Source organism: Komagataeibacter xylinus (assembly GCF_004302915.1).
GTDB lineage: Bacteria > Pseudomonadota > Alphaproteobacteria > Acetobacterales > Acetobacteraceae > Komagataeibacter > Komagataeibacter xylinus_C.
Genome location: NZ_QQBI01000038.1, coordinates 1 through 23,270, shown reverse-complemented (window position 1 = coordinate 23,270; position 23,270 = coordinate 1). Strand labels below are relative to the sequence as shown.

General features: G+C 61.8%; 31 protein-coding genes. 4 read left to right on the top strand and 27 right to left on the bottom strand.

Translation table 11 applies throughout. The features are described 5' to 3' along the window. Positions 1 to 97: 97 nt before the first annotated feature. Positions 98 to 397, top strand: a complete 300-nt coding sequence (locus DV027_RS14850; RefSeq protein WP_130732751.1) for a type 2 periplasmic-binding domain-containing protein — start codon at positions 98 to 100, stop codon at positions 395 to 397. A gap of 1 nt (position 398) precedes the next feature. Here the strand turns inward: DV027_RS14850 and DV027_RS14845 are convergent, their stop codons facing one another. The 12 genes from DV027_RS14845 to DV027_RS14790 all read right to left on the bottom strand — a co-directional run bounded on the left by DV027_RS14845 (position 399) and on the right by DV027_RS14790 (position 12,346). Beyond that, positions 399 to 638, bottom strand: coding sequence for a DUF2274 domain-containing protein (locus tag DV027_RS14845; RefSeq protein ID WP_130732750.1), 240 nt, complete (start codon positions 636 to 638; stop codon positions 399 to 401). Continuing rightward, positions 635 to 1,813, bottom strand: a complete 1,179-nt coding sequence (locus DV027_RS14840; protein WP_130732749.1) for a TraB/TrbI/VirB10 family type IV secretion system protein — start codon at positions 1,811 to 1,813, stop codon at positions 635 to 637. The genes DV027_RS14845 and DV027_RS14840 overlap by 4 nt, the downstream gene beginning before the upstream one ends. After that, positions 1,810 to 2,811, bottom strand: a complete 1,002-nt coding sequence (trbG, locus tag DV027_RS14835) for a P-type conjugative transfer protein TrbG (RefSeq protein ID WP_130732748.1) — start codon at positions 2,809 to 2,811, stop codon at positions 1,810 to 1,812. The genes DV027_RS14840 and trbG overlap by 4 nt, the downstream gene beginning before the upstream one ends. Next, complete coding sequence (trbF, locus tag DV027_RS14830) at positions 2,808 to 3,491, bottom strand: conjugal transfer protein TrbF (RefSeq protein WP_078527191.1); 684 nt, start codon at positions 3,489 to 3,491, stop codon at positions 2,808 to 2,810. The genes trbG and trbF overlap by 4 nt, the downstream gene beginning before the upstream one ends. Before the next feature lie 5 nt (positions 3,492 to 3,496). Then, a complete protein-coding gene (gene trbL, locus DV027_RS14825) occupies positions 3,497 to 4,909 on the bottom strand; it encodes a P-type conjugative transfer protein TrbL (protein WP_130732747.1) in 1,413 nt (470 codons plus the stop codon). Between the two features lie 5 nt (positions 4,910 to 4,914). After that, entirely contained in the window at positions 4,915 to 5,649 is a 735-nt protein-coding gene (gene trbJ / locus DV027_RS14820; RefSeq protein ID WP_078527187.1) for a P-type conjugative transfer protein TrbJ, read from the bottom strand. After that, on the bottom strand, positions 5,646 to 8,087 hold the full coding sequence (gene trbE, locus DV027_RS14815; protein WP_130732746.1) for a conjugal transfer protein TrbE: 2,442 nt from the start codon (positions 8,085 to 8,087) through the stop codon (positions 5,646 to 5,648). Before trbE ends, trbJ begins: the two co-directional genes overlap by 4 nt. A gap of 13 nt (positions 8,088 to 8,100) precedes the next feature. Continuing rightward, positions 8,101 to 8,376, bottom strand: coding sequence for a VirB3 family type IV secretion system protein (locus tag DV027_RS14810; protein WP_078527183.1), 276 nt, complete (start codon positions 8,374 to 8,376; stop codon positions 8,101 to 8,103). Next, positions 8,376 to 8,744, bottom strand: a complete 369-nt coding sequence (locus DV027_RS14805) for a TrbC/VirB2 family type IV secretion system protein (protein ID WP_078527181.1) — start codon at positions 8,742 to 8,744, stop codon at positions 8,376 to 8,378. Before DV027_RS14805 ends, DV027_RS14810 begins: the two co-directional genes overlap by 1 nt. Then, complete coding sequence (trbB, locus tag DV027_RS14800; protein WP_130732754.1) at positions 8,741 to 9,697, bottom strand: P-type conjugative transfer ATPase TrbB; 957 nt, start codon at positions 9,695 to 9,697, stop codon at positions 8,741 to 8,743. Before trbB ends, DV027_RS14805 begins: the two co-directional genes overlap by 4 nt. A 194-nt stretch (positions 9,698 to 9,891) precedes the next feature. Then, the gene (locus tag DV027_RS14795; protein ID WP_130732745.1) at positions 9,892 to 10,338 is read right to left on the bottom strand and encodes a CopG family transcriptional regulator; all 447 of its coding nucleotides are present in this window, start codon (positions 10,336 to 10,338) and stop codon (positions 9,892 to 9,894) included. Between the two features lie 7 nt (positions 10,339 to 10,345). Then, a complete protein-coding gene (locus tag DV027_RS14790) occupies positions 10,346 to 12,346 on the bottom strand; it encodes a conjugal transfer protein TraG (RefSeq protein WP_165399216.1) in 2,001 nt (666 codons plus the stop codon). A 174-nt stretch (positions 12,347 to 12,520) separates the two neighbouring features. Here DV027_RS14790 and DV027_RS17670 point away from each other — a divergent pair, with 174 nt between their 5' ends. Beyond that, positions 12,521 to 12,694 (top strand): hypothetical protein, encoded by a 174-nt coding sequence (locus DV027_RS17670; protein WP_165399215.1) that lies wholly within the window; start codon positions 12,521 to 12,523, stop codon positions 12,692 to 12,694. Positions 12,695 to 12,788: 94 nt separating this feature from the next. On the opposite strand, the gene DV027_RS14785 is transcribed toward DV027_RS17670, so the two are convergent. Next, positions 12,789 to 13,607, bottom strand: coding sequence for an abortive infection family protein (locus DV027_RS14785; protein WP_207303508.1), 819 nt, complete (start codon positions 13,605 to 13,607; stop codon positions 12,789 to 12,791). 221 nt (positions 13,608 to 13,828) lie between these two features. Here DV027_RS14785 and DV027_RS14780 point away from each other — a divergent pair, with 221 nt between their 5' ends. Then, on the top strand, positions 13,829 to 14,083 hold the full coding sequence (locus DV027_RS14780; RefSeq protein WP_078527175.1) for a type II toxin-antitoxin system Phd/YefM family antitoxin: 255 nt from the start codon (positions 13,829 to 13,831) through the stop codon (positions 14,081 to 14,083). Continuing rightward, the gene (locus DV027_RS14775) at positions 14,083 to 14,511 is read left to right on the top strand and encodes a type II toxin-antitoxin system VapC family toxin (RefSeq protein ID WP_078527173.1); all 429 of its coding nucleotides are present in this window, start codon (positions 14,083 to 14,085) and stop codon (positions 14,509 to 14,511) included. The genes DV027_RS14780 and DV027_RS14775 overlap by 1 nt, the downstream gene beginning before the upstream one ends. A gap of 12 nt (positions 14,512 to 14,523) precedes the next feature. Here the strand turns inward: DV027_RS14775 and DV027_RS14770 are convergent, their stop codons facing one another. The 14 genes from DV027_RS14770 to DV027_RS14705 all read right to left on the bottom strand — a co-directional run bounded on the left by DV027_RS14770 (position 14,524) and on the right by DV027_RS14705 (position 23,039). Further along, entirely contained in the window at positions 14,524 to 16,263 is a 1,740-nt protein-coding gene (locus DV027_RS14770) for a relaxase/mobilization nuclease domain-containing protein (RefSeq protein WP_130732742.1), read from the bottom strand. Positions 16,264 to 16,545: 282 nt separating this feature from the next. Next, positions 16,546 to 17,262 (bottom strand): lytic transglycosylase domain-containing protein, encoded by a 717-nt coding sequence (locus DV027_RS14765; protein WP_130732741.1) that lies wholly within the window; start codon positions 17,260 to 17,262, stop codon positions 16,546 to 16,548. Between the two features lie 4 nt (positions 17,263 to 17,266). Then, a complete protein-coding gene (locus tag DV027_RS14760) occupies positions 17,267 to 17,605 on the bottom strand; it encodes a DUF736 domain-containing protein (protein ID WP_039733991.1) in 339 nt (112 codons plus the stop codon). 1 nt (position 17,606) lies between these two features. After that, complete coding sequence (locus DV027_RS14755; RefSeq protein WP_130732740.1) at positions 17,607 to 18,164, bottom strand: S26 family signal peptidase; 558 nt, start codon at positions 18,162 to 18,164, stop codon at positions 17,607 to 17,609. Beyond that, complete coding sequence (locus DV027_RS14750) at positions 18,161 to 18,658, bottom strand: DUF2840 domain-containing protein (RefSeq protein ID WP_130732739.1); 498 nt, start codon at positions 18,656 to 18,658, stop codon at positions 18,161 to 18,163. Before DV027_RS14750 ends, DV027_RS14755 begins: the two co-directional genes overlap by 4 nt. Beyond that, the gene (locus DV027_RS14745) at positions 18,655 to 19,740 is read right to left on the bottom strand and encodes a replication initiator protein A (protein WP_207303507.1); all 1,086 of its coding nucleotides are present in this window, start codon (positions 19,738 to 19,740) and stop codon (positions 18,655 to 18,657) included. The genes DV027_RS14750 and DV027_RS14745 overlap by 4 nt, the downstream gene beginning before the upstream one ends. A 7-nt stretch (positions 19,741 to 19,747) precedes the next feature. After that, positions 19,748 to 19,999, bottom strand: coding sequence for a helix-turn-helix transcriptional regulator (locus DV027_RS14740; protein ID WP_007397904.1), 252 nt, complete (start codon positions 19,997 to 19,999; stop codon positions 19,748 to 19,750). Between the two features lie 220 nt (positions 20,000 to 20,219). Continuing rightward, positions 20,220 to 20,768, bottom strand: a complete 549-nt coding sequence (locus DV027_RS14735) for a DUF2285 domain-containing protein (RefSeq protein ID WP_242621949.1) — start codon at positions 20,766 to 20,768, stop codon at positions 20,220 to 20,222. Positions 20,769 to 20,787: 19 nt separating this feature from the next. Continuing rightward, the gene (locus tag DV027_RS14730) at positions 20,788 to 21,006 is read right to left on the bottom strand and encodes a transcriptional regulator domain-containing protein (RefSeq protein WP_130732738.1); all 219 of its coding nucleotides are present in this window, start codon (positions 21,004 to 21,006) and stop codon (positions 20,788 to 20,790) included. A 138-nt stretch (positions 21,007 to 21,144) separates the two neighbouring features. Further along, positions 21,145 to 21,408 (bottom strand): DUF2285 domain-containing protein, encoded by a 264-nt coding sequence (locus tag DV027_RS14725; protein ID WP_130732737.1) that lies wholly within the window; start codon positions 21,406 to 21,408, stop codon positions 21,145 to 21,147. A gap of 130 nt (positions 21,409 to 21,538) precedes the next feature. After that, the gene (locus tag DV027_RS14720; protein WP_130732736.1) at positions 21,539 to 21,823 is read right to left on the bottom strand and encodes a helix-turn-helix domain-containing protein; all 285 of its coding nucleotides are present in this window, start codon (positions 21,821 to 21,823) and stop codon (positions 21,539 to 21,541) included. Positions 21,824 to 22,005: 182 nt separating this feature from the next. After that, on the bottom strand, positions 22,006 to 22,143 hold the full coding sequence (locus tag DV027_RS17665; RefSeq protein WP_165399214.1) for a hypothetical protein: 138 nt from the start codon (positions 22,141 to 22,143) through the stop codon (positions 22,006 to 22,008). 338 nt (positions 22,144 to 22,481) lie between these two features. Next, on the bottom strand, positions 22,482 to 22,805 hold the full coding sequence (locus tag DV027_RS14710; RefSeq protein ID WP_007396851.1) for a DUF736 domain-containing protein: 324 nt from the start codon (positions 22,803 to 22,805) through the stop codon (positions 22,482 to 22,484). Positions 22,806 to 22,823: 18 nt separating this feature from the next. Further along, complete coding sequence (locus tag DV027_RS14705; RefSeq protein ID WP_242621948.1) at positions 22,824 to 23,039, bottom strand: hypothetical protein; 216 nt, start codon at positions 23,037 to 23,039, stop codon at positions 22,824 to 22,826. Positions 23,040 to 23,270: the final 231 nt, after the last annotated feature.

The window sequence follows — 23,270 nt, the reverse complement described above, 5'->3', positions numbered from 1 at the left end:
TACGAAAATTTCTTTTGTGCAAAACAGACTTTTTCATAATCTAACCCGATGTACAACCCTTCTGTGAGATTTCCGCGATGATGATACAGGAGAGGACATGCATACACTGTTAAAACGCAAAGCGAGCATTGCTGGCTTTCTGCCAACAGTGCGTAGGGAAGAAATCAGAAGTCTGCGGACGATCGCTCTCGTTATAAACGGGCATGGTATTACGCTTATGCCGACTGGCTGGCTCGCGTTTTTTCCAGATACGATCCTTGAGCAGGTAACTGTGCTGGAAGTGCGCGACGGCGACGGTTTTTCACATCTTGATTACGGCATTGGATGGCGTGATAGAAATTCGTCGACCGTCGTACATAAAATACTTTCTTTCTTGAGAAAGAAGAATATTGAATAGACTAACTTTCTCTGCTTAGTATCTGCTTAACTCGCGCACGCCTAAGCTTCGCGAAAGCTCGATCAGATGCAATGAATCCACGGATCATGTGCGGTACGAGACGGGTCGGATCGACGGGCTGGCCGTTCTGGTTGACCAGCGCCGCGTAGGCGACGAGATCGCGATGGAGATCCGCCGGGAGGTCCACAGTGACACGAACCGGCTTTTCATCAGGTATTTCGGTGATACGCAACTTCGTCATCGAGGCAGTTCCTTTACATGCCAGGGTTTCAGGATCAGGTCGCGATTCAGAATGAGGGTGAACGGCAGCCCCGGCCGGTCGGTCAGGGTGGGCTGGACGTTGAGGCTGCGGTCGATCAGGCGGTTGCCGACCATGGAGAAGCCGTTGCTGGCGCCGGAGCGGATTGCCTGCATGAGATTGTTTTCGTTCCACGACGTGCCAGCTTCCGAACCCACACTGAGCAGCGTGGTTACGAGGGCGGCTTTGAAGAGCTGACCCCAGTGATTATTCACCTCGTCGGACAGGCCGGACTGGCCGATGGCGTCGCCACCGGGCAGCTTTTCCAGAACGAGGCTTTCGCCGTTAGGATAGATCAGTCGCGTCCAGATGATCTGCGTGCGCTGCTGCCCGAAGGAAATCCCGCTGTTATAGGCTCCGAACAGCGTGCTGCCCTGCGGGATCAGCAGATAACGGCCGGTCGGGCTGTCATAGACGTTCTGTGTCACATGGCCGGTAATCTGGCCCGGCAGGTCGGAGCTGATTTTCGTGTTTAGCGCACCCGCGATCACGGTGCCTGCCTGAAGGATATAAGGCGAAGCAGGAGGCGCGATCCGATCGGGGCTGAGCGTCGCGCGGTCAGGCTGACCCGCCAGAAAAGCGCGATTGCCAGACTGTGCGTCGGTCGCAGGGGCTGCTGGTCCCGGAGAAGTTGAGGCACCCGATACAGGCGCCGCCGCCTGTGTGCCGACACGGTCACGCTCCCCTGTCTGCACGAACAATTTGCTGGCGATTGCCGCCTCCACCTCCTGCGCTGCCCGGCGATCCTCCCCACCGGATGCGACTTTTCCCTGCTCCTCTGCTTTCAGGATAGTGTGCCCGAGATCGCCGGGCAGCGCGGGACCGAGCTTCGGGACGCCACTGCCGACATAGTCTGAGGGCAGCCCCGCCAGCCCATCGGCGGACGGACGCACATCCGTGTCCTGGCTGGCGGCCAGTGGCGCTTTGTGGCTGCTGTTCTCCAGCGCGTAGCCAAGTGCCAGACCAATGGCGAGCATCCCTCCCCCACCGAGCGCCCAGACCACGGTGCGAGAAAGCCGCACGACACGCGGCCGATCGGCCCGCAGGCGCAGATCGGGCGGTGGTGATGGATGTGGGGGCGAGGACGTCCCGCCCTCTGCCGGTGATTGCCCGGTCATGACTTCCGTCCATCGGTTCGAACAATGCGCACCCGTTGCTCGGAATGCTTGTCGCCCAGCCGCAGTTCGGCGGCAGCGAACAGCCGGTCCACGATCATCCAGTTCTGCCGCACCCGGTAATTCACCAGTTCCGGCCCGCCATCCGCCCCCAGCACGAACAGAGGGGGCAGTTCCCCCTGCCCGATCCCTGATGGAAAGGCTATATAGACCTTATGACCGTCATCGAACGCCCGGCCAGGCAGCCAGGGCGGCGTCCCGCCTTTCACCGGCTGGATGGCATAGCGGAAATTCAGCGCGTTCAGGTCCAGCCCTGTATCCAGTGGGCTGGCATCATCGGCGGCGCTGTCCTGCCGGTGCAAGGCGATCAGGTCGTCCTCGGGGTAATCCCACGACACCGACGCCATATAGGTGGCGGGGGTGGCACGCAGTTCCGCCAGATAGGTCCGCCGGTCGGTGTTAACGATCAGGTTGGTGGTCAGGTCCGGCCGGGTCGGCTTGACCAGGATATGGATACGCTTCGTCGCCCCTGCCCCGCTTTCGGTATCACCGATGATCCAACGTACGGTGTCACCTGCCGCCACGGGTCCGGTGCCGACCAGCTTCTCGCCTGGCTGGAGCATGATGTCGGTGATTTCGCCGGGCGATGCATAGACCTGATAGAGGGCACCCGGAGAATAAGGATAGACCTGCACCGCGTTGATGAACCCGGCTCGCGTGGGCTGGATGCGCGCTGCCAGATTGGCCTGTGTCACACGCGCTGTCGGGTCGGCAGCCTCGGGGGCCGGATGGGCCGTGCGTCGCGACGGCAGCGGCTTGAGCTGCCCCGGCAGGGGAAGTGGCTGCGGGACTTCGACGACCTGTACCGGTTTCGGCGGATCCGGCAGACGTGTCGCCTGAACAGCGTCATCATAGCGGATGACCGGCGGATGGTAATGCTGCGCGCAGCCGGCCAGGGGCAGGATCAGCAGCGGCAGGACACGAAGAGCACGACGGATCATTGGCTCAGCTCCTTCGACCAGTTGATGGCAGAGACGTAGATGCCCAGAGGGTTTTTCCGAAGGTGATCCGCGTCGCGGGGTGTACGCAGAACGACCGACACAATGGCGGTCCAGCGCTCGGTGCCGGTGAAAGCGCCGTCGCGGTAATGACGCTCGGTCCAGGCGACCCGGAAGCTGCCGGGCGAGGCCCGGATCACCGAGGCGATGTCCACCTCGATCTGCTCATGCCCGATGCGCGAGAACGGATCATTCAGACGGGCATAATCGTTGAGCGTCTGCGCGCCTGACGTGGTGGTGAAATCATAGGACCGCAGCCAGTTCTGCCGGACCACAACGGGGTCCGACGACAGGGCGCGCACGTCGTGAACGAACTGCGCCAGATACCAGGCGATCTGCGGATCAGCGGGCATATAGCCCGCTGTTGCGGGGGCCACGACCTGCGCCTGCCCCAGCCGGTCCACCTGCACGACCCACGGCGTGATGGTGCCGCGCGCGGATTGCCAGACCAGCCCTACGCCAAGGCCCGCGGACAGAAACAGGGAGCCGAACGCCATCAGCCGCCAGTTACGGGCCTGGATGCGGGCGGAACCGATCCGTTCATCCCACGCCTGCGCGGCTTTCTGGTACGGGGTGACAGGCTCGGGTGTGGTCCCGTAGCGTGTGGTGGAGCGACGGAACATCGTCCTCATTCCTTTTCCGAAAGATCAATGCTGGAACTTCCGCCCCCGCCATCGGCGGAGCGGATGACATGCGCCGCCTCGGCGGCATGGGCTGCGGCATTGCGGCGCTTCATCTTTTGCGCCCAGCGGGGCGGTTCGCCGGAACCGCCACCAGAAGGACCGCCGTTTCCACCGCCATCACCTCCTCCAGCCGGGCCACCGCCTCCAGAAGGTGCCGGTCCACTATCCCCGGCTCCGCCTTCGCCGCCTTCGCCTCCCTCCCCCATCCCGCGCGCGGCCCAGCGTCCACCGGCGGCATAGCTTTCCTTGAGCGATGAACCGGCACGTGAGGCCGCCCCTTTGACGGCATTCGCGACGTTCCCGCCGACGGCCCGGCCCATACCTCCGATCCCGGCGGCCATGCTGCCCGCACCACCTGATGCGCCAGCAGCACCAGCCGAATAGGCGGAGGTGGCGGCCCCGGCGATCGCGGCCCCGCCCCGCGCGGCGGCAGCCGTGGCGCCGAGGGCTGCGGCACCACCGGATGCGACAGCCCCGACACCGGCCGCAGCAGCAGCGCCCATGGCACCCACCGCCATGCCCGTGCCGACGGCCGCGCCAGCCCCAAGCTGGGGCGCACCGGAGATCAGGCCATTGGCGATGCTGCCGCCAAAAATGGACAGGCCGACAATTGCAAGCGAGGCCAGCACCACCGAGACGGACTGCCCGATCGTGGGAACGTCACTGCCATAGGACGTCGTGAACTGGGCGAACAGAACGGACGCAATGGCGGAAATGACCGCCAGCACCATGATCTTCACGCCCGAGGAGACGACATTGCCCAGCACCTTCTCGGCAAGGAAAGCCGTGCGATTGAACAGGGCGAACGGGATCAGAATGAAACCCGCCAGCGTGGTCAGCTTGAACTCGATCAGCGCCACGAAAAGCTGCACGGCCAGAATGAAGAACGCCGCCAGCACGATCAGCCAGGACAGGCAGAGCACGAAGATCTGGATGAAGTTCGTAAAGAAGGCGACAGGACCAAGCAGATTGTGGACAGAGTCCAGGAGCGGCTGCGCCGCATCGAAGCCCGTGGATGCCAGTCGGCCGGGCCGCAGGAAGTCTCCGAGTGCCAGACTCCCACCTCCGACCTTCAGGCCGAGGGCCGCAAAACTGTCAAAGACGGTCTTCGACAGACTGGAAAAATTGCTGATCAGAAAGGAAAAGAAGCCGATATACAGCGTCTTCTTCACCAGCCGCTGGATGATGTCCTCATCAGCATCCCAGGCCCAGAACAGGCCAGCCAGCACCATATCCAGCACGGACAGTGTTCCGGCCAGTGAAATCACATTCCCCTTCACCAGACCGAAGCCGCTGTCGATGGTGGTGGTGAAGGTATTCAGGAAGGTGTCGATAACGCCCACATTGCCCATCGCCATGGCGGTCAGTTCCCGCTGCTGCCGAACATGGAGACCGAAGTCGGGCTATAGGCATTATATTGGGAAAAATGCTGATACTGAGCTTCGCTCTCGGCTTCGGTGGCAGCATTTCGCGCCCGCTCCAGCGCCGTGGCACGCCCGTTGGCGGCGAGTTCGGCCAGGATGTCGGACAACTGGCGCGACTGAAGTGCTAGAAGCTGATTGCCGGCCTGCGCCGCCTGCAGGGCACCTGTGGAATCCTGGCTGGCCGAAACAAGTTGGGTCATGGCACTGCTGTCGGAAGGAATATTCCCCACAACACGCGCCTGCAGTTTCAGAGCATCTTCAAAGCCGCCTACGGAATTCTGCCACCTTGTCTGCGCCTGGCTGAACAGGGCGCTGTCGGACATGCCCGATGAGACCGACGTATAGGACTGCTGATATTGCTGCTCGACGGACTGGACGCTGTAGGCAATGTTCTGCGCCTGCGCGAGCAGTGCCGTGGTCTGGGAAATCGTTGATTGCAACGATGACAATGTCGAAAGCGGCAGGCTCGCCAGATTACGTCCCTGATTGACCAGCATCTGTGCCTGGTTGGCCAGCGAGGTGATCTGATTATCGATCTGCTGGAGGGTCCGTGCCGCGATGAGAACATTCTGGACATGGTTGGCTCCATCATACACAGCCCATTGTGCCCGGGCCTCCGGCACGCCAATCGACAACAGGGCCGCTGCACCGCAGAAAAAGATCACCTGCCTCATGACACGTCCCCTTCCCGCAGAAGGTCCGCAGCCCATGACACGCCACGCACGTCGAACCAGGCAGGCAGAAAGCCACCACGTCCGTGTTCCGCCAGCACACTGTCGATCTGCCGGTGATCGTCCTTGCCGGAGGCCGCGCACAGCGCCAGGGCAACAGGACCAAGCCCAAGTTCAAACAACCGGTTGCCCCGTTGCGTCTGGCAGTAATACTCCCGCTTCGAGGCCGCACGGGCGATGATGGCAATCTGCCGGTCGTTCAGGCCGAAGTCCCGATAAAGCGCCATGATCTGCGGCTCGATCGCCCGCTCATTGGGCAGGAAAATGCGCGTCGGACAGCTTTCCACCACCGCCGGGGCAATGCGGGAATTGGCAATATCCGACAGGGACTGCGTGGCGAAGATGACGCTGGCGTTCTTCTTGCGCAGCGTTTTCAGCCATTCCCGGAGCTGGCCGGCAAAATCGCCGTCATCCAGCACCAGCCAGCCCTCGTCGATCACCAGCAGGGTCGGCCGGCCATCCAGATGGCCCTCAATGCGATGGAACAGATAGGACAGCACGGAAGAGGCTGCGCCAGAACCGATCAGCCCCTCCGTCTCGAACACCACCACATCGGCATCGCCCAGACGCTCGACATCCGCGTCGAGCAGGCGACCATAAGGGCCACCCAGGCAGTATGGCGTCAGGGCCTGCTTCAGAGCGTTGGACTGGAGGAGTGCGACCAGACCTGAGATCGTGCGTTCATAATCGGGCGAAGACGCTAGGGAATTCAGGGCCGACCAAAGGTGAGACTTCACCTCCGGGGTCAGCGTTACCCCTTCACCGACAAGGATCTGGCCGAGCCATTCGCTGGCCCATTTCCGTTCGTCGGGATCATCAATTCGCGCCAGAGGCTGGAGCGAGACACTGCCACCCTGTTCTCCCGACAGATCAGCGTCTGTCAGCCCACCGCCGAGATCGTGCCAGTCACCGCCCATCGCCAGCGTTGCCGCCCGCATCGACCCGCCAAAATCGAAGGCGAAAATCTGCGATCCCGCATAGCGACGGAACTGCAACGCCATCAACGCCAGCAGGACAGATTTGCCCGCGCCTGTCGGTCCCGCGATCAGCATATGCCCCACATCGCCGACGTGAAGGCTGAACCGGAACGGTGTGGCACCCGCCGTCCTGCCGTAGAACAGAGGGGCTGCCCTGAAATGCCCGTCCTGCTCCGGCCCGGCCCACACGGCAGAGAGCGGAATCATATGCGCCAGATTCAGGGTCGAGACCGGGGGCTGACGCACATTGGCGTAGACATGGCCGGGCAGACTCCCCAGCCACGCTTCCACCGCGTTCAGGCTTTCCACCATGCAGGTGAAGTCGCGGCCCTGAATGATCTTTTCGACCAGACGAAGCTTTTCGTCCGCGATGGAGGCTGACCCATCCCAGACCGTGACGGTCGCGGTGATATAGGCCTGCCCGACATCGTCAGCACCAAGGGACTGCAAAGCCAGATCGGCGTCGGCCGCCTTGTTGGCGGCGTCGTTGTCCACGAGGACCGAAGCCTCATTGGTCATCACCTCCCGGACGATGGCTGCAATGCTCTTGCGCTTTGCAAACCATTGCCGCCGGATCTTCGTCAGAACCTTGGTGGCGTCGGTCTTGTCGAGCAGGATGGCACGGGTAGACCAGCGATACGGCATCGCCAGCCGGTTCAGATCGTCCAGAATTCCGGGAAAGGTGCGGCTGGGGAAACCGGTGATCGTCAGCGTCTTGAGGAAAGCATCGCCGAGTTTCGGCTCCAGACCACCCGCCAGCGGCTGGTCCACCAGGAGCGCATCAAGATGCATCGGAATTTCCGACACTCTGACGCGCTGGTTCCGGGTTGAAATGGTCGAATGCAAATAGGTCAGGGTTTCGCCGTCATCCAGCCACGTTGCTTCGGGCATGAAACCATCGAGTAAAGCGAGAAGACGATCACTACGATCAATGAAGGAATTCAATATGCCGTGCGGATCGGGGCCGTCCCGTTCCCTGCCTTCATAGAGAAAATGCTCGGCTCGGCCCGATGATTCCGCCGGTGGCAGCCAGACCAGGGTCAGGAAATACCGGCTCTCGAAATGCGCGCCGTCGTCCTCGAACTGCTCCCGGCGCTCCAGATCGACCATCTGACTAGCCGCATCGGGAAAATCGCTGTCGGGATAAAGCGTGGCGGGAACGCGCTGCGCCTCCACGAACACCGCCCAGCCGGAGCCAAGGCGACGCAGGGCATTGTTCAACCTACCGGTCACACCGACCAGTTCCGCTGGTGTCGCACTGTCCAGATCAGGGCCACGAATTTTTGCCGTGCGCTGGAAACTGCCGTCCTTGTTCAGCACTACACCTTTCTCAACGAGCGCGGCCCAGGGCAGGAAATCAGACAGGAGGGCGGCACGACTGCGATATTCGCCAAGCGACATCATCGCCCTGCCCTCCTTAGACCCGCAACCAGGCGGGATAGCGCAGATGCCGCCGCCCCACCTCGATGAAGAAAGGATCGCGCCTGGCACCCCAGACCGCGAGCCCATGGCCGACGATCCAGAATGCGGCCCCGATCAGCCACAGCCGCAGGCCAAGGGCGATCGCAGCCGCCAGCGTGCCATTAGCGATGGCGACAGCACGGGGCGCGCCACCCAGCAGGATCGGGTCGGTCAGCGAGCGATGCACCGGGACATGGAAGCCCGGCACCGCGTCATCGTCATATCCCGCCATCAGATTAGCGCTCCGCCCGAGAAGGAGAAGAACGACAGGAAGAAGCTGGACGCTGCAAAAGCGATGCTTAGTCCAAAGACAATCTGGATCAGGCGGCGGAACCCGCCGGATGTTTCCCCGAAGGCCAGGGTCAGACCCGTGACCGTGATGATGATCACCGAGATGATTTTCGCCACCGGTCCCTGCACGGATTCCAGAATCTCGTTCAGGGGCGTTTCCCACGGCATGCTGGATCCTGACGCCCATGCCGATGACGCGAAAGCAAGCGACAGCAGCATGGAGGTTCCAAACACACGCAGATCCGGCACATGCCGGTCAGGACGTGCGACAGCGCGCACCACGGCGCGCAGACGTGAAGGCGGCATCATGATGATTCTCCATTGGCAGAGAATGGTGTTTCGGGAGAAGAGAGGCTGACCGGACGGATGCGATAGGTTCCGGTCGTGGGATCGAGACCGTCAATTTCCGCCAGTTCGGACAGGCGGCGGGAATTGCCGCGCCCGGACAGGACCGCGATCACATCGATGGTTTCGGCGATCATGGCGCGCGGCACCGTGACCACCGCCTCCTGGATGAGTTGTTCCAACCGATACAGAGCAGCCAGCACCGATCCGGCGTGCAGGGTGCCGATGCCACCCGGATGGCCGGTGCCCCATGCCTTGACCAGATCGAGGGCTTCGGCCCCGCGCACCTCACCGATGGGAATACGGTCAGGACGCAGACGTAGACCGGACCGGACAAGGTCCGAAAGGGTAATCACGCCTTCACGGGTCCGCAGGGCGATGAGATTGGGCGCCGTGCATTGCAGTTCGCGCGTGTCCTCAATCAGCACGATGCGATCACCGGTTTTGGCCACCTCGGCCAGCAGGGCATTGACCAGCGTGGTCTTGCCGGTGGATGTCCCGCCAGCAACCAGGATGTTTTTCCGTTCCGAGACCGCATGCCACAGAAAATCCGCCTGGGCATCGGTCATGACCCCGGCCTCAACATAATCGTTGAGGGTGAACACGGCCACGGCGGGCTTGCGGATGGCGAAACTCGGGGCGGTCACAACGGGCGGCAGCAATCCTTCGAACCGTTCGCCGGTTGGCAACTCGGCCGAGACACGGGGTGCTGCCTCATGCACCTCAGCCCCGACATGGTGGGCTACGAGACGCACGATGCGCTCGGCATCGGCCGGTGTAACCCTGTCGCCGGTATCGCCCAGCCCCTCGGACAGACGGTCGATCCAGAGCCGCCCATCGGGATTGAGCATGACCTCGACCACGGTAGGATCAGCGAGGTGCCTGGCAATCTCCGGTCCCATCGCCGTGCGCAGCATGGACGTGCCGCGCACCCTGGCCCCTTCATGGATGACGGAAACCGACATGACCTTCCCCCGTATGGGCCGAACGCGACGGACGAACAGCGACAGGGACCATTAAGAAAGGCTGGAAACAGCGCGTTTCAACAGGAATTCAGGCGTCGTAGGACGACAGCAAAACGCAGGGCAAAAATACTTGCGAGGTGCGGATTTTATGCCTCCGGTTCATCCGGTGCGCCGGGGTCCAAAACATCCTCCGGAATTTCCTGCTGGAGTCTCGGTCCCTGGGCCAGCCTGCGGCCGAGGGCTGCGACAAAATTATCGTAACGTGCCCCGGCCTGCGCGCGCGCCGCCTTCGCCGCCGGTTCGGGCAGCGGCGGGGTCGTGGTCAGCCAGAAGCGGATGAACAGCGCCAGGGTCTCCACCGTGATGCCAATATCACGCTCCAGACGCGCGAGGCGCCGGTCCTGACGGTCGAGGCGCTTCGATGTGGCAGCCTCGCGGCGCTCCTCCCCATCGGGCGAAAGGAAGGAGGCGACAGCGGCCTCGACGATCAGCGACATCGGCTGTGCGCGTCGCGCTGCATAGGCGGACAGAGTCTTCATCACCTCGGGGTCGAGATAGACGGAGATCTGAGCTTTCTTTTTCGGCATCGCCATAGCTGCCTCACAGTCCAAGTTCATCGCCACGGTCGAGCGATGCCTGCCGGGCGACGCCACGCATGAGATCGTTCATCCGGTTGTTGCGGGGTGCGATGTCGTCGAATTCATCGACCGGATCGGGCGTGAACTCGTTCTGCATCGGCTCTTTCTTTTCGACAGTGCCTTCGCCCAGTTCCGGCTGACGGCGTCGGGCGGACTGGTTCGGATCTTCTTCCTCATCGTCCATCGTTGGCATTTCAGTCGCCGCGTCTGGCGCGGGTGGTCCGGGCGGGATGGGGTGGCTGCTCCAGTCGTCCGGACATTCCTCCGTCGGACGTGTAGGCTTCGGCGGCGGCAGAATACGCTCCTGAAAGCGGGAGTCCTCGAAATAGCGGGCCTTCTTGGCGCGGATCGGATACAGCCCGGAGACCATGACGATCTCGTCCGCTGGCGAAAGCTGCATGATCTCGCCAGCCGTCAGCAGCGGGCGCGCGGTCTCCGAGCGCGAAACCATCAGGTGCCCAAGCCATGGCGAAAGACGGTGGCCCGCGTAATTCTTCATCGCCTTCATCTCGGTTGCGGTCCCAAGCGCGTCCGAGACACGTTTCGCGGTCCGTTCATCGTTGGTGGCGAAGCTCACCCGGACATGGCAGTTGTCGAGGATCGAATTGTTCGGCCCATAAGCCCGTTCGATCTGGTTGAGGGACTGGGCGATCAGGAAGCTTTTGATCCGGTAGCCCGCCATGAAGGCCAGCGCCGATTCAAAGAAATCCAGTCGCCCGAGGGCGGGGAATTCGTCGAGCATCAGCAGGAGCCGCCGCCGCTGTGCCGCCGCATCAAGATCTTCCGTCAATCGACGGCCAATCTGGTTCAGCACCAGCCGAATCAGCGGCTTGGTCCGGCTGATGTCCGATGGCGGCACGGTCAGATAGAGCGTCACCGGGCGATCACCATCAACTATGTCGGATATCCGCCATTCGCAGCGCCGCGTCACCTCCGCAACCACGGGATCGCGATAGAGGCCGAGAAAGGACATGGCGGTGGACAGCACGCCTGACCGCTCGTTGGGAGACTTGTTCAGCAATTCGCGCGCAGCCGAGGCAACGACGGGGTGCGGTCCTTTCTTCCCGAGATGGTTTGTCCGCATCATCGCTGACAGCGTTGTGGCGATCGGGCGTTTCGGGTCCGACAGAAAACTGGCGACACCGGCCAGCGTCTTGTCGGGCTCGGCGTAGAGCACATGCAGGATGGCGCCGACCAGCAGGGAGTGCGAAGTCTTCTCCCAGTGGTTGCGCTTCTCCAGACTGCCTTCCGGGTCCACGAGGATATCGGCGACGTTCTGGGCATCGCGGACTTCCCGCTCCCCACGCCGGATTTCCAGTAACGGGTTGTAGGCAGCGGAGGCCGCATTGGTGGGGTCGAACAGCACGACGCGACCGAAACGGGCACGGAATCCCGCCGTCAGTTCCCAGTTCTCGCCCTTGATGTCGTGGACGATGGCGGAACCCGGCCAGGTCAGAAGCGTAGGAATGACCATGCCGACACCCTTGCCGCTGCGGGTCGGTGCGAAGGTCAGGACATGCTCCGGCCCGTCATGCCGCAGGTAGGCCTTGCCGTACCGGCCAAGCACCACCCCATCCGGGTCAAGCAGCCCGGCCTGGGCGATTTCATCCGACCCTGCCCAGCGCGCCGATCCGTAGGTCTCGATCTTCTTTGCCTCGCGGGCGCGATGGACAGACAATGCGACGGCAGCGGCAAAGGCCAGCACGCCGCCAGATCCAGCGATCCAGGCGCCGCGTGCGAACACAGCCGGGGCATAGGCATCGAAGACATACCACCACCAGAAGAACAGCGGTGGGGCATAGACCGGCCAACGGTGAAACAGCACGAACCAGGGCCGCCCGAGTTCAGGTTGAAAGGCCAGTTCCCATGCTGTCCATTCGGTTGCAGTCCACCAGGACAGGACGATCATGGACAGGACCACCGCGACCTGTCCCCATTGAATACGTGTTCCGGGCTGTTCCATCTGCGCTCTCCGATCCATAGGAGAAACAGCGGACAGCCGTCATTTTATCGGAAGCAAGCAGCTTGTTGCCCCGATCGTGCCCGGTCGTTCAGGAGCGAAAAAATACTTGCAGGGTGCGGCAGGCTCTCGAATTCTCTCAGAATACGCGCACGATCTGCATTAAGGAGTCGAGACTTGGCAAGGCAAGTTATTCATACCCCAGCGTCTCATGCACAACAGGATGCCAAGACGGCAGTTACTAGCGGAAACGTCGAAGAAGATCAGCAGATACTTGACGGCGTGATCGACGCAATGAAAGAATTGCATGAACAACTGGGCTTTCTGAGCAACAAGTTCTTCAACCTTTAACCCGTCACCGTGTTTCGCTATTATTCCGACCACATAGCATATACAGGAAGACCGTTTTTCCTTACTCGACACAAAATTCGTGTGATCCTTGGGATTACTCAAAAAGCTCCAAGACGTATGCGCACACCGTATGTGCCGAATGTATTGCAAGCCTTGCATGACGCGGCTTGATTGTAATGTTCTGAAACTGTTCTTCCGATCTCCCATGCGCACTGCTTTTGGCATTACGCAGATGTGCAATGCCATCAACGATACCGTACAAACCTGATGCAATCCTCTTGAGGTCTTTATTATCCCAATCGGCTGGCCTCAGCCCGATCACGTCTGCTGCCGATTTCCAGAGTTCTGCAAGCGTATCAGTTGTATTATAGGCCTTTCGTTTGTGATCAAGATACGCCTTAAGCACAGCCTCAAGAACATTCCCGGCATATTGGGCTGCAGCATGCGGATCTTGTTCGATCTGCGAAAGTGCCCTCTGAATCTCGATATTAACAGATTTGAGTCCATATTTCTTGACGCTCTCATCAAGCGATAGGGTCGATACGGCACCTCCTTTAACGATATTGCCACCCCGAACATATGTCAGCCCTTCGCGTGTCAGGGTCTCGCGGATACGATCTTTTTCTGCCGCCAGCTTCGCAACATGGTCATCAGTGGAATTCAGCCAGAACGTATTCCCAGGTGACTGTTTTTCCAAAAAATCATCTAATATGGAGCCGAGAATTTTCAGCGGTTCATTGCACCTTGAATTAATCTGTCTCAGCCATGCCTGAACTTTCGTCGCCTTGCTTCCGTCTGGGATTGGCTCTGGAGCACCCGAGAATAGAAACAACGCATCTATTTCAGCCTGAGTATAACGGTCAGGGAAAATCTGACTTAACAACCCAATAATGCTGGTAGGTATTTTTTCCATCACATTCACAGTGTTAATTACTTTTCCGTTTTGTTTTTAATCGAGAGAAAATGCGACCACAAATTTAACCTATATTTCCCTTTTCTGCCAGCATCTGCGCCGGGCTGGCGGCCCGCATGGCAGGATACCTATGCATGGCCCAAACGGACGAGCATTGAATTTACTGGCCTCCCCGCCCCAAATGTAGTAACGTGACTACATTATGACAGGGAGGCGATGACATGAGCATCACCACACTTTCAAGCCGCGAGTTTAACCAGGATACCAGCCGAGCCAAAAAGGCGGCAGCCGATGGACCGGTGTTCATCACCGACAGGGGCAGGACTGCCCACGTCCTCCTCAGCATTGAGGAATACCGGCGATTGACGAACCACCCACGAAAAATCGCGGACGCGCTGGCGATGCCGGGACTGGCAGATATCGAGTTCGACCCACCCCGCGCGAATATCACGCTTCGATCGGCCGATTTTTCTTGATGTTCCTGCTGGACACGAACGTCGTTTCAGAATTGAGAAAGGTCCGCGCCGGAAAGTCCGATCCGAACGTCGCGAAATGGGCCGATAGTGTCGACGCGGAAAGTCTGTACCTCTCCGCCATAACCGTCATGGAACTGGAGACCGGAATCCTGCGTATGGAGCGGCGGGACGAAACGACGGGTATGATCCTGCGGACGTGGCTGGATCGGTATGTCCTTCCGGCGTTCGAGGGGCGGATTTTACCCGTCGATGCATCGGTGGCCCTGCGCTGCGCCCGATTGCATGTGCCTAACCCCCGCTCAGAGCGTGATGCGCTCATCGCCGCGACCGCGCTGGTGCATGGCAAGACGGTCGTGACCCGCAACATCGTGGATTTCCTGCCATGCGGCGTCCCCCTGCTCAATCCGTGGGAACCTCAACCGGACTAACTTGCGCGCCACTCATAAACCAAGCCCCCGATTACGGGTAAAGCTCCAGTCAATCCCGCCATCACCGCGCGTAACCCCGGACACATGCTGGCCTCGCTGCTTCTCCAGCGATGGCGTCCACGGCACGAGCTGGAACTGAAGCCCGTCATCGATCATCGCATAGCGACCCGAAGCCAGCACCATGCGCTGACGATAGGTGCCCGTCACATACTCACCTGAAGCCGACTGGCTGAACGTCCGTCCCGTCTCGACGGCCAGCCGCTCTCCGACTTCCCGGACCTCGCGGTCCCTGAGCGTCCCGATCAGGTTGCGCGCCAGAACCACCCGCTGCGTCTGACGTTCGGCAAGACCCTGCTCAATGAGTTGCTCCGTGCGGCGCTCCATCGCCTCACGCACCTCGGCGCCGAAGCCCGCCTGCCCCAATGCAACAGGGTCGCGCCCCACCGCCTGCCGGTCGAGCCAGGTCGCCCCTCGCGCCGTTACCTGATCCTCGATCGAAAGGTCGGAACGAACAGCCAGCGCAACACGACTCTGCCCCTTCCTGTCATCGAAGGCACGAAGCTCCACGACCGCCCCCATACTACCATCACCGGTCGCATCGAGATCGGGAAAGCGGATATGATGCGTGCGGCCATCCACCCCGTCGATGACGGCATAGGCCGTGCCTTTCAGTTCATCGTCCAGCCCGCGATCGACCAGCCTGCCGATAACGGCGACGTCGAGGCTTTCACCCGCCAGGACGTAGCTCGACGTGCTCCGCTCGATCCCGTGCTCGGTCAGCGAGCGGTGTATGCGCTTGATGATGTCGCCGCGCTCTCCAAGTTCGCGCAGCGTCGCCTCAGCGGACTCATCCAGCATCCATTGTCCCTGTCCGACCTGATGGGCGAGACCAAGCCCCTCCAGGCGGCGCAGGCGGCCGACCTTCAGGGCCTCGAATGGATCAGGCTGCCGATCCGGCGCTGGCGCCATGTCGATGATGCCGTCGCGGCGCCCGTCGCGGGCCAGTTGCCGGTCAAGCTGGGTCCAGCGCTCGGCATCGACCTGGCGTTCGAGTGCGCGGTGAATTTCGACATCATTGCGTAGCCCGAGTTCCTGCGTCACCAGATCCTGGGCGCGGGCGCGCAGGCCCTCCTTGATATAGTCGCGGGAGATGACGAGATCGCTGCCATCCTCGGCCACGCCGCGCACGAGGATATGGACATGGGGGTGCTGGGTGTTCCAGTGATCCACCCCCACCCAGTCCAGCTTCGTGCCGAGGTCTTTTTCCATCTGCCCGACCAGTTCGCGGGCATAGCCCTTGAGGTCGGCCATGTCGGGCGCGTCCTCGGGCGAGACGATGAAACGGAAATGGTGACGGTCGTCCTCGCAGCGTTCGGCGAACGCCTTCGGGTCGGCATCGTCGATGCCGGGACCAAAGAGCCGTGCCTTCTCACCGTCCTTCGTGACCCCTTCCCGGCGCAGGTAACGCAGATGGGCGGCGAGCGGCGCCTTGCGCCCGCTATGGCGTACGACACGGGCCTTGACGGTCACGCGGCGGGCTCGGCTGGTCAGCAGGCGATTGGCCCTGGCTGCCGCGATGCGGCCACGCCCGAAGGACGAACGGGAACCACTGCCGTTGCGGCCCGAGCGGAACCCGCCGCCACCGGCACGCTGGGCCGAAGCAAGGGCCTGGGCGACGAAGGGCTTGAGCCGCTGGGCGCGCGGCGAGCGGATGCGACCCAGACGGGGCCGGAAGTCATTCTCGCGGGCCATTGGACCCTCCAATGTGCGAAAAAGGCTGGTGCAACAAAGGAAAACAGGGTCGGCAAACATTGCCAAAGAAGAGGAAACATTGCTGAAAGAACGAAAAAACGCAGGAAAACCGACACCCCAACCGAGGCGCAATGTGCGCCCTTTTATCTCGCCTCTCATTCCACCTGCCCCAGAGCGCCCATTCTCCCCTGCCAGCACCCACCCCGCTATGATGTCCCTTGGCCTGGGCACTACCCATGAACCGTGAAAAACCGATAGAAGCGAGAGCCGCAAGGCGCGCATTCATGGCATTGCTCCCGATGCGGAAGAGACACCGAACAACCCACCGGAAAGCGGCCTGACAGGCGCGAGACCATGCGCGATAATGTCACTTCGAACACCATGCGACGGCAGCTTCATTGCAACCGGAACGCCCTGCCCCGCATCGTCTGACTGCACGGTGAAAATCGGCGCATGAGTCCAGAACAGCGGGTCGGGACGCGAAACCGACATCAATAGATCTGCAACGCCCTGACCGATCAGGGGCAGCAACCCGGCGACATAGGCGCGCGTTTCGGGTGGCAGCGGACGTTGCCGATCACGGTAGTCCTCATAGCGCCCCGGCCCGGCGTTATAGGCTGCCAGGAAACCCGGCGAGCCGTAACGATCGTGCATCTCGCGCAGGAACGCAGCGCCCGCGAGGATGTTGTCATGCACATCGAACGGATCGCTTCCCAGCCCGTAACGGGTACGAAGGTCGCTCCAGGTCGCGGGCATGATCTGCATGAGGCCGAGCGCGCCTTTCGATGAAATCGCGCCAATATCACCACCGCTCTCAGCGCTCATGACGGCCCGTATCCATGTGGCGGGAATGTCGAAGCGCTGCACGGCTTCAGCGATCACCGCACCATAAGGATCGGTGTCAGCGGGCGCTGGAACCGATGCCGCCCATGACAGGTCAGGTGCGCCCGATACGCCGGTTGCAATGACACCGACAGCGAGGAAGAAGATGCGTCGCATCGTCTCATTCCCCGCGTTCGACACGCCGTGACGGACGCGTCCAGTTCAGCACCCAGACCGCACGCTCCCCGCCGGCACGGAAGAGATTGGCACGGATCGGTTGTGCAAAGGCGGGGTCGTCGAGGGCTACGGCGATGTATTCACCAGCCCTCTCGCCGGTGCGTTTCCAGCCAGCACCAACCTCCGGGCCATCGGCATCGGTGAGATGGATGCGGTAATCCGGGGCATGTTCGGCGTCGGAAAACTCGGCCGGAACGAGAAGGATATCCTGCGCCACGGTGAGGGTGCGGATGCGCCCGGCAAAACCGGTTTTCGTGCGCGTGAAAAGACCAATTTGTGCCATCTCATTGCCCTTTCGAGGACGGATTGGAAATCACGGTGACAGGCTGCCTGCTCCCGGACGGAAGCCAGACCGGGGTTGCACGTCCGATGACGGTAGAGAGGGGCAGCGCACCGAAATACCGACTGTCGAGACTACGTGGCTCGACCGGGTTCATGACGAAGACCTGGCCCGCAGCGAGGTACTGGCACCCCTGCCAGACGGGTAATGGACGGCCCCGGTGATCGAGGGATTGCGCGTCACCAGCGAATTGCCCGTCGATGGTTACGCGCTGCCCGATACGGCACACGGACTGCCCTGAGATAGCCGCTACGGGTTTGAGCAGGGGCACACCGAGAGGGAGATAGCCGCGCGTTGCCAGCAGCATCGCCTCGCGCTCGGCCAAGCGGACAGCGACCAGATCACCGACATGTGGCGCGGGAACCGGGTGCAATCGGTACAACCCGACGGGCACGCTCGCCGTCTCGTTCCAGATCAGGCGTGGCGCAGGATGAACGACCATTGACGCGCCCACACCGAGCACGGCGAAATAGGTCGCAAAGAACCAGCCACGCCGGGTCATGACGTCACCTGCCGCCGCTTGAGCCATGCTGAATGCTGCTCGCGCGTATAGGCACGGGGCTCATGTCCGGCAGTGATGCGATGGTGCAGATGCCGCCAGTATTCGGGCGCCGCGTCCGCCGGATCGAGACCCAGCGCCTCAATGGCATCGACCGCCTGGAGCACATGTTCGACCCTTGGCCAGCTATCCACACGCAGGAGGATTTCGCCGCCAGGACGCACGAACGGCAAAGTCTGGAACACTTCGCCAGCCCTGACCGCGCGCACGATATCCAGCCGGGAGACGGTGATACCGAGGTCATTGGACGCCCAGCGCACGAAGGCGAAAACACTTCCTGGCGCAAAGCTGGAAATGCGGCGGCGGTCATCGAGTATCTGCTCGTCACTGCAATGCCCGAAGCGCAGCCAGTGTTCGATGCGCCTATCGATCCAGGTCAGTTCGACATGTGTCAGTGCCGCCGGATGCCGATGGGAGATGGGAGAGTGCCGGGTCATGGCCCGTCTCCCGGCCCCTTGAAGGGGGCAATGGACGGGCAAGAGGGGTTATCCGCAGAACGGCGCTTCCCATCAACATAAGAGTTAGATTCTAAGTTAGATAAGTTAAGGGCCGGAATCGCCGTTTCAGGCCAAAGACTTAGCTGGGGTTTGTGCGTGTGAAGTCCCGATAGTCCTGCGTGTGATGTCCCGATAGTGGATGCGTGTGATGTCCCGATACCATTCACATAGTTATCCACAGGGTGTGTGGATAAATCAGTTGGCAGGATGCGCAGTAACTCGCCCACGCCGGCACGTTCAATGTTCAGGCGATAGCCTGGCAAGGGCTGGCTGACGGCGGCACGCCGGATCTGGATGGCAAAGTCCGAGGGACGCATCAGGCTGCCGGATTTCTGGTGCAGATGCCCGATCTCGAAAGTCCAGCCGGTACGTTGGCGACCAGCATGTTTGCGGGCGACACGGTAGAGCCAGCGCTCAATGCCGCCGGTCAGCCGGAAATAGGCCGGGTCGATGGCCAGCACCAGCGAACGGTCGATCACGCCACGATAGAGCCATTCCGGAATGACGATCTCGACACCAATGGCGCGACCGTTTCGGCTGGCGCAGATTTCCCACTCGGTAATCCAAGAAAACTGCTGCCGTCGCCAGTTCTGGCCGTTGCGGATCGTGGTGGCGACTACGGTGGACTGGAGCCGGGCAAGTGCCGCCCTGAGCAGCCCATAATCCCGCGCCCCGGTCTGTCGGCCAATACCGGTGAGCAACTGGTAGGGGGTGAAACGCAGAAAGCGCGAGGTGGTCAGACCGAGATTTTCCGCCTCGACAATCTGGCTGGCAGCCCAGATCAGCACGTCAGCGTCCCAGATCGTCGCCATGCCGTGCTCGGGCATCCCGAACACCTCAACGCGCGTATCCCCTGCCGCGTAGAGGATTGGCGTCGTGCGCTTCGTTTTGGACAGGGAGAAAAACGGTCGCTCCATCAGATCGCGCTGGTCGCGCGGACTCATCTCGCCGCTGGAGACAACGAATGGCAGGAGCCTGCTGCGCTCGCTGGCCGTGAGGGTGTGGCGGGCCTGCATGTCCATCCTCCCCTCACCGGCGATCAAGGCCGGCAGAGCGGGCCTCGTCGTAATTCGGATCAGAGGTGGACCGGCAGGCGCTGGCGGTGGCCCAGGCGTCGAGGTCGTCGATCAGGTAGACGACACGACCGCCAAGCTTGCGGAAGGTCGGGCCACTGCCATGGCAGCGGTATTTTTCCAGCGTGCGGGGAGAAAGGCCAAGGATCTGCGCGGCCTGATGTGTGCGCAGGTAGCGCGCCGGTGACGGCGCGTGTCGATCGAACATGGTACGCCTCCATCTGGTCTCGAAGCGCCGCGGGGATGGTGCGGCGGATCGGGATGACGGTGGCGGAGAAAGCAGGCGTTGGGGGTGGACGAAGATTTTTCGAGGTTAGTGTCCACCCCCGCCCGTCGGAGCGTATGCCGGAGATGCCGGGCGCAGCCGGGCATAGGGCAGCGTTGGCCAGATGGGAAAACGCAGCGCGAAGGAGCAGAAACCGGCTATGTTATCGCCCGCGTAAAAAATCCAGATAGCCGCCGCTGACCCGGTTTCGGGCGTCAAGAAGCAGGCGCTCCGCATGGCGACGCGCCGCCGTGTTGCGCCATTCCACCGCCGGTAAAGCAGCCTGCCATGAACGATTGACCGCAATCGCGATATCTCGGGTGGTACCGCCCGCTTCGTGAATATCGAAGGCGAGCAGGAGCAGCATCTGTCGCGTGCGTTGCAGCGGGGTGAGTTGGAGGGCGCGCGGAAGCAGGCCAACGCGCTGGCCGCGCTGCCTGCGAAAGAAACGCAGCGCCACGTCGAGACGCAGTTCGGCGGCGTCATCCATCGGCAGGAGCACGGCGGGTCTACCGATGGCCAGAGGGCTCAGAATCCGAAGGTAGAGATTGCCTGTCGCATCGCCGATCACCAGCCATGTGTCGTCTTCCGCATCATGACGGGCCAGGATGGTTCCGAGCACCACCGGATCGATCGGGGTCACGATGGCGAAATCCGATGGCGCGGGTGTGAGGATCAGCGTGGCCGGTGAAACCTCGGACCGCCAGACCATGCGCCCCTGAGGGGCGGGTTCATCGGGCGCATGGACAAAAGCAGAGCCCCCAGCGCCGGACGAACGCCGCGCACTCGGCGGCGGAATCCACGCCCCGACGGCCGATCCGCCGTTGCAGACGGGCATAATCGCAGCGATAGGTGGTGTTACGACGGAGAAATTCGACGGCGAAACCGGAGCGGTCCAGACGGCTGATATGGTCGCGCAGTTCCGGTGAACGCCAGAAGGATGTCGGCATGCGGGCCTCCCTGCCTGTCCCCCATGCGGCGAAAGGGGGAGCTTCCATCAGCCAGATTGGGAGCGTGAATGCATAGACCCTGATTTTTTATCGGGGAGAGAAGCGCAGGGCGGATGCACGAGCCGGGGCGAAGCCCGGCTATTGCAGGCGCGGTTGCAGCAGATGCTGGAAACCTGCTTCGGTCATCCAGCGCGCCCGTGCCAGATGCCTGTCATGAACAGCCTTCGCGCGCACCGGTTCACGAACCGGATCAATTTCGAACAGCACGGCAACGACCTCGCGCCAGTCCGCCCCTTCCTCGTCCGCGACCAGAAGGCGTAGGTAAAGCCCGAGATGCGCTTCGTCGTAGACGTTCACCCGTTCGGTGAGCGGGGGATGGTCGAGGAAAGACGGGTCGGCCATGGCACGTCCTCATGATACCGCTGCCAGATCGGTTCGATAACAAAGATCGGGATTACTGACCGGCCCGGCTCGCATGCCCCGCCAGAAATCAGCGCGCCCAAGGGGGAAAAAATGACATGAACGGAGCGGATCAGGACGATTCCACCCGGCCACGCCCCCTACCCTGCCGCGTCTGGATATCGGAAGTCTCGTTAAGAAGCATGACGCCGCGTCCCTGTCCGGACTCGATGAACAGAATGCCTGCCGTTTCCAGCGCACGACGGACCTGATCGATCGTGCCCTCATGAACGCCCAGACCGCGTTCGGATTCAAGGCGCTTGAGCGCGGTCAATGCTACGAGGGCCTTTTCAGCGAGCCTTTCCTGTGTCCAGTTCAGAAGTGCCCGTGCCGCCCTTACCTGTCGGCCAGTGATCATCCGCGATCACATCCGACACGCAAGGCCTGCACACCAGAAATACGACTATAATAGTCGCATTGTGAATATTCAACGTCGTTCTTTCCGGACGATGGGAAAAAGGAATCGGCGTCCACGCACCATTCAGGCGGCTCCAGTCCTGTCGGACAAGACCGACGGGCTGACCAGAAAAAAGCCCCCCGTCAGGCGGGGGGCTCGGCATCGCGTCGGGCAAGCGCTTCTTTGAGTTCTTGCTCGATCTGTCGGCGCTCGCGACGGCTGAGGTGAAAGCTGGTCAGTTCGGCGCGCAGCATCTGGATGTGGTCGTGTAGCGTGGTCATCGTCCTGCTCCTTTCGTTTCTCGAAGACAGGACGGACGGCTCATGCCGGGACGGACCGGGTCAGGGATCGCCGTCAGGCGACCGGCTTGCCGGCGCGTGGGGGAGCCGATTTTGTTCGGTGCGCCCGAAGGGTGCGTCGGGCAAAATTGGGGGGACCGCGCGTCCTTGACGCGGTGCGCCCTCGCGCATGGTACAATGGGAAGGCTGAGGGAAAGCCTCGTATTCTTCCTGCGTCTCACGTCGGGCGACCAGCGCTGCCGCCCGCACCCTGGAAGAGCGCACCAGAAAGCCCGGAAGGCCCCGCCCGGAGAGACCGGGCGGGGTTGGTCGTGGGAGGTTCAGTCCCCGTTCCGGCTGCGCGGCCGGGTCCAGATGAGGGAGTAGCCCTCGCCGTCCTCGTCGGTGAACAGGTTGGCGAAGATCGGGGCGGCGAAGGAAGGATCATCCAGCTTCAGGCTCAGATAGGTGCGCCCTTCGCTGGAGCGGCGGGTCCAGGCCGCACCGAGTTCAATCCTGCCCAGATAGACGCGGTAGTTGGGGGCGTTGTCGTTGGGACGGTTGGTTTCGGCCACCAGGCGGACGTTGCGGGCCTGCAGGGCCAGGGTGACGATTTCGCCTTCGAAGCCTTCGCCCACCTTCTTGAAGGAACCGATGTTAGCCATTGTCGTATCTCCATGCTGTTATCGGGCCGCGACCACCGTGGCCTCGATGGCGATCGACCAGCCGGAGGCGAGCGGCAGAGCACCCCACAGGGGCCGCAGCGCAGCGGAGGACGGCAGGGCCGGAACTTTCTTGTCCCGCGAGGAATGACGGCGCAGCCGGCAGGGGAAGAAAGTTCCGGAACGCCGTTGCGGCCAGCCGATCGAGGCGCAGCCGGCTTCGGCTAGATCAGCCATCCGACAGAGGCCATGGTGTGCGGACCCGACAGCCCCCGGAGATACGATGCCGGCATGACCGGTCCATAAAGGTGGGACCATGCTGTCTGGAGCGAAATTATCTCTACCCGCTAAAGGGTTCTGCAAAATCTACTGGTCGTTTCCACAGCCAATCGTAACCGGCCGCTCTGGGCCGCCTTGATTATGCGGCCTGTCTGTGCAGTGTATTCACGGGTTTCCAGTTCCATGGCA